Genomic DNA, 13,531 nt, shown 5'->3' with positions numbered 1-13,531 from the left:
GAGGAACGTTTCGGTCCCATCGGGACTTCTGCTCACCGCGTCAGCCACAACGGCCAACGCGAACCGGACAGGCTCAGCTCCGCTTGATAGGGGAGCTGAGCCACCGTCGGTTGCGGGAAGGCTAGCCCCCGCTCCGATACACCTGGATATCGAGATCCCGGATCTTCTTCCGCAGCGTGTTGCGGTTGAGGCCGAGCAGATCGGCGGCACGGATCTGGTTGCCGCGGGTCGCCGCGAGCGCGGCCGTGAGCAGCGGCACCTCGATCTCCTTCAGGATGCGGTGATAGAGGCCCGGCGGCGGCACGCCGTTTGGGAAGCCCTGGAAGTGCGAGGAGAGATACGCTTCCACGGCGCCGCCGAGATTGTCGACGCCATGTTGGACTGCGGCACCCGGGCTGACCGTGGGTGGCGCCAGCTCGCCGTCGATGACGGAGCCCGTGATCACGTCCTGCGGATAGAGTGCCGCGAGACGGCGGGCGAGGTTCTCGAGCTCGCGCACGTTGCCCGGCCAGCGGTGCTGCTTCATCCGCTCCAGCGCCAGCGTGTCGAGCTTCTTCGGCGGCAGTCCGTCCTTCTCCGCCAGCGCGAAGAAATGACGGATGAGATCGGGCAGATCCTCGATGCGCTCGCGCAAGGGCGGCAGCCGCAACGGCACGACGTTGAGGCGGAAGAACAGATCTTCGCGGAACAGGCCCTGCTGGATCAGGACGCGCAGGTCCTTATTGGAAGCCGCGACGATGCGCACGTCGGTCTTGATCGGGGTGCGGCCGCCGACCGTGGTGTATTCGCCCTGCTGAAGCACGCGCAGCAGGCGGGTCTGCGCCTCCATCGGCATGTCGCCGATCTCGTCCAGGAACAGCGTGCCGCCCTCGGCCTGCTCGAACCGGCCGGAGGCGCGGGTGTTGGCGCCGGTAAAGGCGCCGCGCTCGTGGCCGAACAGTTCCGACTCGATCAGGTCGCGCGGGATCGCCGCCATGTTGACCGCGACAAACGGGCCGTTGCGGCGCTTGCCGTAGTCGTGCAACGCCCGCGCCACCAGCTCCTTGCCGGTACCGGATTCGCCCGTGATCATCACGGTGAGGTCGGTCTGCATCAGGCGCGCCAGCACGCGATAGATTTCCTGCATCGCCGGCGAGCGGCCGACCAGCGGGATCGCCTCCATCTCGGCGTCCTCGTTCGGCGTCGAGACCCGCTCCTTCGGCTCGGCCAGCGCGCGGCCGACGATGGCGATCAGCTCCTTCAGGTCGAAGGGCTTTGGCAGATATTCGTACGCCCCGCGCTCGGAGGCGCGGATCGCCGTCATGAAGGTGTTTTGCGCGCTCATGACGATGACAGGCAAATTCGGCCGCATCTTCTTGATCCGCGGCAACAGGTCGAACGCGTTCTCGTCGGGCATCACCACGTCGGTGATGACGAGATCGCCCTCCCCCTGGCTGACCCATCGCCACAGCGTCGCGGCATTGCCGGTCAGCCGCACTTCGTAGCCGGCGCGCGAAAGTGCCTGATTGAGAACCGTGCGGATGGCGGTGTCGTCATCAGCAACGAGAATGCTACCTGCGGGCATCGTTAATCCTCATTTTGCCCCCTGTGACGCAGACGACGACTTCCCGGCAGAGCCGTCGCGACTGCTTTGATCGGCATGTTTCACCGATGTGGAATACATCGGCATCAGCACGCGGAAGGTGGTCTTCCGCGGCTGAGATTCGCATTCGATGATGCCCCCGTGATCCCCGATGATCTTTGCGACCAGCGCGAGACCCAGACCCGAGCCGGTCTGCTTGGTGGTGACGAAGGGATCGAACAGGTTGGGCAGAAGATCGTCCGGCACGCCTGGTCCATTGTCCTTCACGCAGAATTCGAGCGGCAGGGATACACGGGATTTTTGACCGGGGACTGACAGGCGCACGCCGGGGCGGAATGCTGTGGTGAGCTGGATTTCGCCGTCGGAAACGTCGATCAGCGCTTCGGCGGCGTTCTTCACGAGGTTGAGGAACACCTGGATGAGCTGGTCCTGGTTCGCCAGCACGGGCGGCAGCGAGGGATCGTAGTCCTCGATGAAGCGGATGTTGCGGGCAAAGCCGGACTGCGCCAGCCGTTTGACGTGATCGAGCACCGAATGAATGTTGACGGGGCCGCGCACCACAGGGCGCTCGTCGCCGAACACCTCCATGCGGTCGACCAGCGTCACGATGCGGTCGGCCTCGTCGCAGATCAGCCGCGTCAGCATGCGGTCTTCCGAAGAGGCCTGCTGCTCCAGGAGCTGCGCCGCGCCGCGGATGCCGGAGAGCGGGTTCTTGATTTCATGCGCCAGCATCGCGGCGAGCGCGATCACCGAGCGCGCGGCGCTGCGATGGGTGAGCTGGCGGTCCATCTTGTCGGCGATGGAGCGCTCCTGGAGCATCACCACGATATGGCCGGGCCGTTCCGTCACCGGGGCCACATGCAGATCGACCTGGCGGTCTCCGCCCATGCGCGGCGTGCCCAGATCGACCTTGTACTCGTTGACCGGCGCGTTCGACGAACGCACCTGGTCGATCAGCGCCAGCAACGGGCTGCCGAACGGCACCAGCTCTTTCAGCGACTGCCGCTTCAAGAACTGCGTCGAGATATCGAAGAAGGCTTCGGTCGCGATGTTGGCGGCGACGATCTTGCCGTCCGGCCCGATCATGAGCATGGGATTGGGCAATGCGTCCAGGATGGCATCGCTGTCGGACGCAACGGGCCGACGATGTTCAGCGGCTGAGCTCATGCAGCGGCGCTCCATGCAAAGTCGTCGAAGGCATCTTGCAGTGACCGGTGGACGAGGCGCGGATCCTCCGAGGTGAGGATTTTCTGGCGCCAGGATTTCAGCTTCCCGGCCGGGGCGCGGCTCACATCGGCCGCGACGTCGAGGGCCCAGCCCAGATGTTTCCGCGCGTGCCGCAGTCCGATGCGCAGGCCGTACAGCGCGCAGACGCCTTCATAAAGCGTGCGGACATAATGCAGCTGCGTCTCGAGCGACGGCGTGGCCTCCGCCGCCCCGCCCTTGAGGCGCCGGCCGATCTGGCCGGGCAGCCAGGGCTGGCCCTGCGCGCCTCGGCCGATCATCACAGCATCGGCACCGGAGGCCTCTAACGCCGCAAGCGCCTTCTCGAAAGTGGTGATGTCGCCATTGACGACGAGCGGAATGGAGATGGCCTCGCGTACGGCGCGGATCGCGTCCCAATCGGCCTCGCCCTTGTAGAACTGGCAGCGGGTGCGGCCGTGCACGGTGACGAGCTTGATGCCTGATGCCTGCGCGCGCCGCGCCAGTTCCGGCGCGTTGCGGGTGCGGTCGTCCCAGCCGAGCCGCATCTTCAGCGTCACCGGTACCTTCACCGCCGCGATCGTCGCTTCGATCAGGCTGACGGCGTGGTCGAGGTCGCGCATCAAGGCGGAGCCGGACTGGCCGCCGGTGACGTGGCGGGCCGGACAGCCCATGTTGATGTCGATGATGTCGGCGCCTTCGGCTTCAGCGATCCGGGCGCCCTCCGCCATCCAATGCGTCTCACAGCCGGCGAGCTGGACCACGTGCGGACCGATGCCCGTGGCTTCGCAGCGCAACCGGGACATATGATGGCCATTGGCGAGTTCGTCGCTGGCCGTCATTTCGGACACCACCAGACCGGCGCCCAACTCCGCGGCCAGCCGGCGGACGGGCGAGTCAGTCACCCCCGACATCGGCGCCAGGAAGACCGGGGTGGCGACATCAATATCGCCTATCTTCAATGGCTTAGAGCCAGATACTGCCGAGCCGGTCACAGGGGTCTCGTTGCGTTGGCAGCGCCTCATCGCGCCTGCCATGACCTATCTTGCGCACAATTCTTGTGCAGTCAAGCGTCATGCCTACAGTTTAGACAGTTCTGCCGATCTTTCAAGTGCAGTGCAGCAAAATGCTGTTTCCCACAATCCAGGGAAACCCCCTTTTTTTGCGGGCCTGCCGTGCTAGAGGCATGCGGCAATCACCCCACCCCCCGACTCTCTTCATCATCAAATGAGTATTTGAGTCCTATGGCGAAATCACAGCGCACCGCAGTCGTCCTCGTCGCGGCCGGACGCGGCCTGCGCGCAGGCGCCGGTGGCCCCAAGCAATATCGCGAGATCGGCGGCGTGCCGGTGATCTATCGCGCCATGGAGGCCTTCAGCCGTCATGCGGACGTGTTCGCGGTTCAGCCGGTCGTGAACCCCGACGACAGCGCCATGTTTACCGCGGCAGTCGCAGGGCTCAGCCACGAGGCGCCGGTCCATGGCGGCGCGACCCGGCAGGCCTCGGTCCTCGCCGGCCTCGAAGCGCTCGCCAGGCACAAGCCCGACATCGTGCTGATCCACGACGCCGCGCGCCCCTTCGTTTCGGAAGGCGTGATCACCCGCGCGATCGATGCGGCCAGCCGCACCGGCGCCGCGATCCCCGTCGTTCCCGTCACCGACACCATCAAGGTCACCGGCGAGAACGGCAATGTCGAGGACACGCCGGACCGGGCGCGGTTGCGGATCGCACAGACGCCGCAATCGTTTCGCTTCGACGTCATCCTCGAAGCGCATCGTCGCGCGGCCAAGGACGGGCGCAGCGATTTCACCGACGATGCCGCGATTGCCGAATGGGCGGGATTGACGGTTGCAACCTTTGAAGGCGATGTTGCCAATATGAAGCTCACCACTCCCGAGGATTTCGTGCGCGAGGAAGCGCGGCTGGCCAGCCTGCTCGGCGACATCAGGACCGGCACGGGCTATGACGTCCACGCCTTCGGCGAGGGCGACCATCTCATGATCTGCGGCGTCCGCGTGCCGCACACCAAGGGCTTCCTGGCCCATTCCGACGGCGATGTCGGCCTGCATGCGCTGGTCGACGCCATCCTCGGCGCGCTCGCCGACGGCGACATCGGATCGCACTTTCCGCCCAGCGACGCGAAGTGGAAGGGCGCATCCTCCGACCAGTTTTTGCAATACGCCATCGAGCGCGTCACCCAGCGCGGCGGCCGCATCGCCAATCTCGAGGTGACCATGATCTGCGAGCGGCCGAAGATCGGTCCCTTGCGCGACACCATGCGCGCGCGCATCGCCGAGATTTCCGGCGTCGACATCTCCCGCGTCGCGGTCAAGGCGACCACCAGCGAGCGGCTCGGCTTCACCGGCCGCGAGGAAGGCATCGCGGCCACCGCGAGCGCCACCATCCGCTTGCCGTTTAACGAGAAGATTTGGAGTGTCTAGGCCATGGCCGGCAGCGACGCACGCGCCCTCTCCCGCTCGCTGCTCGATCTGTGCCGGATGCGCAAGCTGACGATCGCGACCGCCGAGTCCTGCACCGGCGGCCTCGTCGCGGGCGCGCTGACCGACATCCCCGGTTCGTCAGATGTCATCGATCGCGGCTTTGTCACCTACTCCAACGATGCCAAGCGCGCGATGCTCGGGGTCGAGGCAAGCACGCTTGCGAATTTTGGCGCCGTCAGCAAGGAGACCGCGACAGCCATGGCAGTCGGTGCGCTGGAGCGTGCCGGCGTCGATCTTGCGGTTGCCATCACCGGCATAGCCGGCCCCGGCGGCGCCACGCCAGGCAAGCCGGTTGGCCTCGTCCACTTCGCAGCCGCCGCGCGTGACGGCCGCATCGTCCACCGCGAGCATCGCTTTGGCGCCATCGGCCGCACCGCCGTGCGACAGCGCTCCGTGGTCGAGGCGCTACGCATGCTGATGGATCTCGCCCGCGGCCCAGCCCAGGCCAAGCCGCGCCGTGAAGCCGCGGTAACCCGCCTGCGCCCCCGCGTGACACGCTCGCCGCGGCGGCATGCAGCGAAGCGCAGGCCGCCTCGGTCGCCGCGGGGGTGATCCCGTAGCCCGGATGGAGCGCAGCGCAATCCGGGATTCGTTCCGCGGATACGGGGCCCCGGATTGCGCTGCTCCATCCGGGCTACAATCCCTTGCGTTGCCCGTCGGGCAAAACACACAAACCTCAGGTCAATCTGACCTCGCAAAAATATTCCACTTTACCGAAATTCGGCTTTGGCGTATTCATCCCGCCACCTCATCCCGGTCAGAGGGGCGTATCGCGATCGTCACGAAACGTGGGATGGGCTGCGGTGGACGCGGGCAGCATCGGCGCGAAGGGCTTCGCAGGGCGGCAAAACCGTGAGCGAAGGCGTCGCGCACACGACCGGTGCTGACAGCGTACGGCAAAACCGTGTCGTCCTGACGCCCGGGGTCTGTGCGTCAAGTCTTGTGGTGATGTGGGCTGCCCGACCGGACATCCGCATCAGCCATCCGCAAGGCAACGGGGGCAATAGTGCATCGCTCCCCGGGGAGAGCTCGGCATAAGCCGTCAAACCACTGCGCAGGGAAGGCCGTGTGTTGGGCTTCACCTGTATGCCGCTGTGCAGCCTCTTGTAGCGCAACCTTCGCACAGTGGACCGTGGGTGCCAGCCGGCACCCGGTCTTCCCTGCGCCCTCTGACGAGGAGGGTGTACGCGACGAAGCAAAGCTCGGGCGAGATTCGTCGCGAGACTGCAATCCTGTGTCTGCTTTTCAAAATGCACGCAAACTTTGTCGAAACCGATCGGGATCGCAAATGTGCAACCGCGAGCAAACGTCATTGGCGCCTTGCCGTCTTGCACACGACTATATTGGCGCAATAATGCCGCTCTACGTTGTGACCGGGAATCAACCCGGCCAGCCCCTGGAGGGCGACGAGAGTGTTCGCTCGCTACACTGCTGCGGCAGTCGCCGTTACTGCCTTGGCCGTCATCGCCGCCCTCGACGGTGCGACCGCGCAAACCGCCAGCCAGCCGCCGGATACGATGGCGGCGCGCGTCGAGGCTTGCACGCCCTGTCACGGCAACAAGGGCGAAGGCACCAGCGACGTCTATTTCCCGCGGCTTGCCGGCAAGCCGGCCGGTTATCTCTACAACCAGCTCCTCGCTTTCCGCAGCGGCCGGCGCAAATACCCGCCGATGAATTATCTGCTGGAATTCCTGCCTGATGCCTACCTGGAGGCGATGGCCGAATATTTTGCCAGCGAGCACCCGCCGCTGCCTCAGCCCGCGCCGAGCGAAGTGAGCAAGGACGTCCTCGCGCACGGTGAGCTGCTCGCCACCAGCGGCGATGCCGGCCGCAACATTCCGGCTTGCGTGAGCTGCCATGGCCCGGGACTGACGGGCATGCAGCCGGGCATCCCCGGCCTGCTGGGCTTGCGCGCCAATTATATCAGCGCCCAGCTCGGCGGCTGGCGTTATGGCACCCGTACCGCGAAATCACCTGATTGCATGCAGCTCGTCGCCGGTCACCTGACCGAGGCGGACGTCACCGCCGTCGCAGCGTGGCTTGCGACGCGGCCTGCCCCAACCAACCCAGCCCCCGTGCCTAAAGGCACCTACGCGCTGCCATTCGGCTGCGGTAGCCAGCCCAACTGACGAGGCGGATGATGGGCTTCAAATTGTCGATCAAGCTCCTTTCCATGAAGTTGCTCGCCCTCGCCGCGTTCACCACGGCAGCAGCAGCGCAGGACAAGGACAAGACTGGTGACGTCATCTCGCGCGGCGAATATCTGGCCCGTGCCGGCGATTGCACCGCCTGCCACACCGCACCGGAAGGCCGTCTGTTTGCCGGCGGCCGTGCCATGCCGACCCCGTTCGGCACACTCTACACCTCCAACATCACGCCCGATCCGGAGACCGGCATCGGCAAATGGAGCGGCGACGACTTCTACAAGACCATGCACAGCGGCCGCTTTCCCGGTGGCGGCTTGATCTACCCGGCGATGCCGTTTGCGTCATACACCAAGGTCACGCGCGCCGACAGCGACGCGATCTTCGCCTATCTGCGCTCGATTGCGCCGGTGAACCAGAAGAACAAGCCGCACGAATTGCGTTTCCCTTACGACAACCGCCAGCTCATCCTCGGCTGGCGCACGCTGTTCTTCAGCGAGGGCGAGTTCAAGCCCGATCCGAAAAAGTCGGCGGAATGGAATCGCGGCGCCTATCTGGTCGAGGGCCTCGGCCATTGCGGCATGTGCCATTCGCCGATCAACGCGCTCGGCGGCACCTCGCAATCCGACGCCTTCAAGGGCGGCCTGATTCCGATGCAGAACTGGTACGCGCCCTCGCTGACGTCAAACCGTGAGGCCGGGCTCGGCGACTGGAGCATCAAGGACATCACGGATCTGCTCCAGACCGGCGTCTCCATGCGCGGCGTGGTCTACGGCCCGATGGCCGAGGTCGTGCACAACAGCCTGCAATATCTCAACGACGAGGACACCCGGGCGATGGCGGTGTACCTCAAGGGTATCGCGGAGCCCTCACCTCCGCCGGCCGCGAGCTCGGCGCTGCCGACCAGCGAGAGCAGCCTTCTGATCAGCCTCGGCAAGACCGTTTACGACAAGAACTGCGCGAGCTGTCATGGTGCGCAGGGCGAGGGCAAGCCACCGCACTGGCCGCCGCTCGCTAACAACCAGTCGATCGAAATGCAGTCGGCGGTCAACCCGATCCGCATGGTGCTCAATGGCGGCTATCCGCCGGGCACCAAGGGCAATCCGATGCCCTACGGCATGCCGCCCTTCGCCGGCCTCCTCTCCGACAACGAGGTCGCCGCCGTCGTCTCCTACATCCGCACCGCCTGGGGCAATCGCGGCACGCCGGTCTCGGCGCGCGAGGCCAACGAGCTGCGCTCGGCATCGCTGAACTGAGGGCCCCATGTTCAACTCCGATCCGCCGACCAGCCCAGCCGCCGCCGACCAGGCCGTCGAGGAAGTCGTGGCGCAGGGACCGTCCGGCGCGATCGTGGTCGCCGGCATCGCCACGGCCTGCGTGGTGGCAATGTGGTTCGCCTTCTATCTGTTCGTGTTCCTGCCGCGCGGCTCGCTGCAATGAGCGCCGAGGGAGCCCACAGCAACGGCAGCGCCAGCGCCGAGGTCGCAGCCCGCGTCGAGCGGCGCTGGGCCACCATCGCCGTGATCATCGTCGTGATGATGGCGCTGCTGGCGGCGTTCGCCGGCATCCATCGCGCGACCATGCCGCAACCTCGCGTCGAGACCACCGATCCCTCGCGGCTGCATTTGACCGGCGAGTTCGTCGAAAGCAATCTCGGCAGCGTGCTGGAAGCCAACGGCAATGTGACCGTGCGCGCGATCGGGCAGCAATATTCCTTCACGCCGGCCTGCATCGTGGTGCCCGTGGACACGCCGATCACGCTGCGCGCCACCAGCGCAGACGTCGTCCACGGCATCCTGATCCAGGGCACCAACGTCAACACCATGCTGGTGCCGGGCTACATCTCCGAGCAGCTCATGCGCTTTACGAAGAGCGGCGACTATCTGATGCCTTGCCAGGAGTTTTGCTCCTTCGGCCACGAGGGCATGTGGGGCAAGGTCAAGGTGATCGACAAGACTGACTTCGCGAACCGCGCGAAGGGCGGCGGGAGGCTGAGCTGTGTTGGTCAATAGAAAGCTCATCCTCGCTCATTTCTGGCTGGCCTTCGTCGTGTTCGGCATCGCGCTCACGCTCGGCGCCTGGCAGATGTTCATCCGCAGCCCGATCGGCACATGGCTGTCCAATCCCGAGCTCTATTACCGCTCGCTGACCGCGCACGGCACGGTGATGGGCTACGTCTTCCCGACCCTGGTCGCGATGGGCTTTGGCTATGCCATCAGCGAATCCGCGCTGGAGCAGCGGCTGGTCGGCGTGCGATTGGCCTGGGCGGGATTCTGGCTGATTGTGGTCGGCGCGATCATGGCGATGGTCCCGGTCGGGCTCGGCCGCGCCTCGGTGCTCTACACCTTCTATCCGCCGCTGATCGGCAACGTCTTCTACTACCTCGGCGTCGTGCTGGTCGTGGTCGGCTCCTGGATCTGGGTCGCGTTGATGTCGCTCAATCTGCGCGTCTGGCGGAAAGCCCATCCCGGCGCGCCGGTGCCGCTCGCAATGTTCGCCAATGTCGCGGGTTCGTATCTGTGGGCCTGGACCGCGGTCGGCGCCGCGCTCGAGCTGCTGCTGCAGATCATTCCGGTCGCCTCCGGACTGAAGGCCACCATCGACGCCGGCCTTGCGCGCGTGTTCTTCTCCTGGACGCTGCATGCCATCGTCTATTTCTGGCTGATGCCGACCTACATCGCCTATTACACCATCGTGCAGCGCGCGATCGGCGGCCGCATCTATTCCGACAGCATGGCGCGGATCTCCTTCATCCTCTTCCTGGTGGTCGCGATGCCGATCGGCATGCACCACACCTTTGCCGATCCGCAGGTCGGCGCCGGCTTCAAGTTCATCCATTCGGCGTTCACCGCGCTGGTCGCGCTGCCGACGCTGTTGACCGTGTTCACGATCTGCGCCTCGGTCGAGATCGCGGCCCGCCTGCGCGGCGGCCGCGGCATGTTCGGCTGGATCAGGGCCCTGCCCTGGGACAATCCGATGATGCTGGCCCTCGCTTTTTCCTTCGTCATGCTCGGCTTCGGCGGCGCTGGCGGCCTCATCAACATGAGCTATCAGCTCGATGCGTCGATCCACAACACGCAGTGGATCACCGGCCATTTCCACCTGATCTTCGGCGGCGCCATCGTGATCATGTATTTTGCGATCGCCTACGATCTGTGGCCGCATCTGACCGGGCGCGAGCTGATCGATGTCCGCCTGATCCGCACCCAGCTCTGGCTGTGGTTCATCGGCATGATCGTCACGACCTTTCCCTGGCACTGGGTCGGCATTCTCGGCATGCCGCGCCGCATGGCCTATTTCGACTTCGGCGATCCCGCCATCGCCCCGCAGGCACTTTCGGTCACCCTCTCGGCAATCGGCGGCTTCATCCTGCTGGCGTCGGGCATCATGTTCATCCTGATCCTGGCCCGCGCCATGCGTGCGCCGCAGGTCGACGCCGGCCCCTATCGCTTCGCGTTGGCCGTGCATCAGCCCACAACGGTCCCGGTCGCGCTCAACACCCATGCGCTGTGGGTGGCGTTGATGATCGCCCTCACTCTCACCAATTACGGCTATCCGATCCTGAATCTGGCCCTGACCGAGGGCACCTCTGTGCCGGCCGTTTATGTGGGAGCGCAGTGATGAGCACGCGCGAGCTCTTCACCCTCACCAATCGTCATTTCAAGACGAGTGTGGTCATCACAGCCGCGATCCTGATCGTCACGGCGATTGCAGGCTTCCTCGTGCTGCCGTTTGCGCAGCCCTGGGTTCAGTTCGCCAACGTCTGGGACGCAATCTGCAGCGCTGCCGGCCTGCCGCAGCGCGCGGCAAACGTGACCGCGCCGGAGCAGACCAAGCGCCTGTCGGGGGTCGTGCTGACGTCGAACACTCTGGCACGCCCGAGCCAGGAGGCGATCGGCCGCGGTGCCACGCTGGCGCAGCGCTGCGCGATCTGCCATGGCCCGACGGGTGTCAGCCGCGCGGACTCGCCCAATCTCGCGGGCCAGTATGCCGCCGTGATCTACAAGGAGCTGCATGATTTCCGCACCGCCGCGCGCGCCAATGCGGTGATGTCGCCATTCGCCGTCAATTTGACGGACCAGGAGATCGCGGATCTCTCGAACTATTACGCCTACCTGCCGCGGCTGCCGGCCTATCACCCGACGCCGCAACTGCCGAAGCCAAACATCGTGATCTACGGCGCACCGATGCGCGGCATCGCGCCCTGCGGCGCCTGCCACGGCAGCCTCGACAACAAGACCGGCAGCCCGTGGCTCGAAGGCCAATCCGAAGCCTACATGAAGGCGCAGCTGCAGGCCTTCGCCTCCGGCGAGCGTCGCAACGACATCAGCCAGCAGATGCGCAACATCGCGCGTGCGATGACCCCGGAGGAAATCGAGCAGGCCGCAGCGTACTATGCCTCGCAGCCGCCGGATGTCGTGAAGGCGGTGGATTGAAGCTAGGAGTTCGTGCCCCGGATGCAGCGCAGCGCCCCTTCAGCGGTGCGCTGCAGAGCCGGGGCCCATGCTTCCGAGCCGTCGGTGCGGCGTGGGTCCCGGCTCTGCGGAGCAGCGCTATGCGCTGCACCGCGTCCGGGACACGAGAGCGTGCCCGTCCGCAACCACTACGACGACGCCAGCTTCCGCCGTCCGTAGATCGCATCCGCCCGCTTCTCGAACGCGATGGAAAATCGCGCGAATGCGGCGTCGAACATCGAACCCATCAGGAGCGCCAGCATGCGGCTCTTGAACTCGTAGGCGAGGAAGAAACCGACATCGCAAACGCTCTCGCCTTTGGGCTCGAACGTCCAGCGGTTTTCCAGATTGCTGAAAGGACCTTGCAGATATTCGACCAGGATCTTCAAGTTGGCGCGGTCGAGCGTCACGCGGCTCGTGAAGGATTCCCTGACCAGCTTGAACGACACCGTCATGTCCGCGACCAGCACCTCGGTGCCGTCGGGTTTCGCCATGCGCTGTCGGACCTTCAGCGCGCTGCACAGCGGCACGAATTCCGGGTAGCGCTCGACGTCGGCGACCAGATCAAACATCTCGGACGCGCTGTGATCGACACGGCGCTTGCTCGAAAAATTGGGCATGGCGATTCAGCGGGCGCTTGCTGCCCGCGCGGCTTTCAGTTTCGCAAAATCCTCGCCGGCATGATGCGACGAACGGGTGAGCGGGCTCGCCGACACCATCAGGAAGCCCTTGGTGTAGGCGACCTTCTCGTAGGACGAAAACTCGTCCGGTGGCACGTAGCGCATCACGGCGTGATGCTTGCGGGTCGGCTGGAGGTATTGCCCGATGGTCAGGAAATCGACATCGGCCGAACGCAGATCGTCCATCACCTGCTGCACCTCGTGGCGCTCCTCGCCGAGGCCGACCATGATGCCGGACTTGGTGAAGATGGTGGGATCGAGCTCCTTGACCCGCTGCAGCAGCCGGATCGAATGGAAATAGCGCGCGCCCGGCCGCACGGTGAGATAGCACGACGGCACGGTCTCGAGATTGTGGTTGAACACGTCGGGCTTCGCCGCGACGACGACCTCCAGCGCTCCCTCCTTGCGCAGGAAATCGGGCGTGAGGATTTCGATCGTGGTCGAGGGGCATGCAGCGCGGATCGCGCGGATGGTCTGGGCGAAATGCTCGGCGCCGCCGTCAGTGAGATCGTCGCGGTCGACGGAGGTGATGACGACATGTGCAAGCCCGAGCTTGGCCACGGCCTCACCGACGTTCTGCGGCTCGGCGGCGTCAAGCGCGTTCGGCATGCCGGTCTTGACGTTGCAGAACGCGCAGGCGCGGGTGCAGGTGTCACCCATGATCATGAAGGTCGCGTGCTTCTTGTCCCAGCACTCGCCGATATTCGGGCAGCCCGCCTCCTCGCACACCGTATGCAGGCCGTTGGCGCGCACGATGTTGCGGGTGTCGGCATAGCCGCGCGTGTTGGGCGCGCGTACGCGGATCCAGTCCGGCTTCGGCGGCGAAGCGGAATCGGGCCGGTTCACCTTTTCGGGGTGACGTGGGCGCAACGGGTTCGAGATGGTATCGACAATAACGACCATGGGGTGTCCGGCCTGACCAAGTCCTACCTAATCGGTCTGGCCGGGCATCGCAACCCGGCTCGCC

At 65.4% G+C, this 13,531-nt stretch carries 13 protein-coding genes; 8 read left to right on the top strand and 5 right to left on the bottom strand.

All coding sequences use genetic code 11. The features are described from left to right. Window positions 1-121: 121 nt before the first annotated feature. From ntrC to dusB, 3 genes are read right to left on the bottom strand one after another with little or no spacing between them, the layout of a single operon-like run. Window positions 122-1,564, bottom strand: coding sequence for a nitrogen regulation protein NR(I) (gene ntrC / locus BRA471DRAFT_RS19475; protein ID WP_007610301.1), 1,443 nt, complete (start codon window positions 1,562-1,564; stop codon window positions 122-124). A gap of 9 nt (window positions 1,565-1,573) precedes the next feature. After that, window positions 1,574-2,749 (bottom strand): nitrogen regulation protein NR(II), encoded by a 1,176-nt coding sequence (locus BRA471DRAFT_RS19470; protein ID WP_007610298.1) that lies wholly within the window; start codon window positions 2,747-2,749, stop codon window positions 1,574-1,576. After that, a complete protein-coding gene (gene dusB / locus BRA471DRAFT_RS19465) occupies window positions 2,746-3,747 on the bottom strand; it encodes a tRNA dihydrouridine synthase DusB (protein ID WP_035974108.1) in 1,002 nt (333 codons plus the stop codon). The genes BRA471DRAFT_RS19470 and dusB overlap by 4 nt, the downstream gene beginning before the upstream one ends. Window positions 3,748-4,029: 282 nt before the next feature. Between dusB and BRA471DRAFT_RS19460 the strand changes: the two genes are divergently transcribed. The 8 genes from BRA471DRAFT_RS19460 (at window position 4,030) to BRA471DRAFT_RS19425 (ending at window position 11,866) form a co-directional block, all read left to right on the top strand. Further along, complete coding sequence (locus BRA471DRAFT_RS19460; RefSeq protein ID WP_007610294.1) at window positions 4,030-5,226, top strand: bifunctional 2-C-methyl-D-erythritol 4-phosphate cytidylyltransferase/2-C-methyl-D-erythritol 2,4-cyclodiphosphate synthase; 1,197 nt, start codon at window positions 4,030-4,032, stop codon at window positions 5,224-5,226. Between the two features lie 3 nt (window positions 5,227-5,229). Further along, entirely contained in the window at window positions 5,230-5,838 is a 609-nt protein-coding gene (locus BRA471DRAFT_RS19455; RefSeq protein ID WP_007610292.1) for a CinA family protein, read from the top strand. A 902-nt stretch (window positions 5,839-6,740) separates the two neighbouring features. Further along, window positions 6,741-7,415, top strand: coding sequence for a c-type cytochrome (locus BRA471DRAFT_RS19450; protein WP_167552324.1), 675 nt, complete (start codon window positions 6,741-6,743; stop codon window positions 7,413-7,415). A gap of 11 nt (window positions 7,416-7,426) precedes the next feature. Continuing rightward, entirely contained in the window at window positions 7,427-8,686 is a 1,260-nt protein-coding gene (locus BRA471DRAFT_RS19445; RefSeq protein ID WP_007610288.1) for a cytochrome c, read from the top strand. A gap of 7 nt (window positions 8,687-8,693) precedes the next feature. Continuing rightward, window positions 8,694-8,870, top strand: a complete 177-nt coding sequence (locus BRA471DRAFT_RS38970) for a hypothetical protein (RefSeq protein WP_007610286.1) — start codon at window positions 8,694-8,696, stop codon at window positions 8,868-8,870. Then, window positions 8,867-9,442, top strand: a complete 576-nt coding sequence (locus tag BRA471DRAFT_RS19435; RefSeq protein WP_007610282.1) for a cytochrome c oxidase subunit II — start codon at window positions 8,867-8,869, stop codon at window positions 9,440-9,442. The genes BRA471DRAFT_RS38970 and BRA471DRAFT_RS19435 overlap by 4 nt, the downstream gene beginning before the upstream one ends. Next, the gene (locus BRA471DRAFT_RS19430) at window positions 9,429-11,051 is read left to right on the top strand and encodes a b(o/a)3-type cytochrome-c oxidase subunit 1 (RefSeq protein ID WP_007610280.1); all 1,623 of its coding nucleotides are present in this window, start codon (window positions 9,429-9,431) and stop codon (window positions 11,049-11,051) included. Before BRA471DRAFT_RS19435 ends, BRA471DRAFT_RS19430 begins: the two co-directional genes overlap by 14 nt. Continuing rightward, entirely contained in the window at window positions 11,051-11,866 is an 816-nt protein-coding gene (locus tag BRA471DRAFT_RS19425) for a c-type cytochrome (RefSeq protein WP_007610279.1), read from the top strand. The genes BRA471DRAFT_RS19430 and BRA471DRAFT_RS19425 overlap by 1 nt, the downstream gene beginning before the upstream one ends. Window positions 11,867-12,033: 167 nt before the next feature. On the opposite strand, the gene BRA471DRAFT_RS19420 is transcribed toward BRA471DRAFT_RS19425, so the two are convergent. Beyond that, window positions 12,034-12,504 (bottom strand): type II toxin-antitoxin system RatA family toxin, encoded by a 471-nt coding sequence (locus BRA471DRAFT_RS19420; protein WP_007591145.1) that lies wholly within the window; start codon window positions 12,502-12,504, stop codon window positions 12,034-12,036. Between the two features lie 6 nt (window positions 12,505-12,510). After that, window positions 12,511-13,467, bottom strand: a complete 957-nt coding sequence (gene lipA, locus BRA471DRAFT_RS19415; RefSeq protein ID WP_007591147.1) for a lipoyl synthase — start codon at window positions 13,465-13,467, stop codon at window positions 12,511-12,513. Window positions 13,468-13,531 lie beyond the last annotated feature (64 nt).

The sequence above is a fragment of the Bradyrhizobium sp. WSM471 genome (assembly GCF_000244915.1).
Lineage (GTDB): Bacteria > Pseudomonadota > Alphaproteobacteria > Rhizobiales > Xanthobacteraceae > Bradyrhizobium.
The sequence above is the reverse complement of the archived record's forward strand: the minus strand, read 5'-3'. Positions and strand labels throughout refer to the sequence as shown.

Coding starts and splice junctions, on each gene's coding strand:
- BRA471DRAFT_RS19460 (WP_007610294.1), top strand. CDS start 4,030: ATGGCGAAATCACAGCGCACCGCAGTCGTCCTCGTCGCGGCCGGACGC.
- BRA471DRAFT_RS38970 (WP_007610286.1), top strand. CDS start 8,694: ATGTTCAACTCCGATCCGCCGACCAGCCCAGCCGCCGCCGACCAGGCC.
- BRA471DRAFT_RS19420 (WP_007591145.1), bottom strand. CDS start 12,504: ATGCCCAATTTTTCGAGCAAGCGCCGTGTCGATCACAGCGCGTCCGAG.
- BRA471DRAFT_RS19425 (WP_007610279.1), top strand. CDS start 11,051: ATGAGCACGCGCGAGCTCTTCACCCTCACCAATCGTCATTTCAAGACG.
- BRA471DRAFT_RS19435 (WP_007610282.1), top strand. CDS start 8,867: ATGAGCGCCGAGGGAGCCCACAGCAACGGCAGCGCCAGCGCCGAGGTC.
- lipA (WP_007591147.1), bottom strand. CDS start 13,467: ATGGTCGTTATTGTCGATACCATCTCGAACCCGTTGCGCCCACGTCAC.
- BRA471DRAFT_RS19470 (WP_007610298.1), bottom strand. CDS start 2,749: ATGAGCTCAGCCGCTGAACATCGTCGGCCCGTTGCGTCCGACAGCGAT.
- ntrC (WP_007610301.1), bottom strand. CDS start 1,564: ATGCCCGCAGGTAGCATTCTCGTTGCTGATGACGACACCGCCATCCGC.
- BRA471DRAFT_RS19445 (WP_007610288.1), top strand. CDS start 7,427: ATGGGCTTCAAATTGTCGATCAAGCTCCTTTCCATGAAGTTGCTCGCC.
- BRA471DRAFT_RS19455 (WP_007610292.1), top strand. CDS start 5,230: ATGGCCGGCAGCGACGCACGCGCCCTCTCCCGCTCGCTGCTCGATCTG.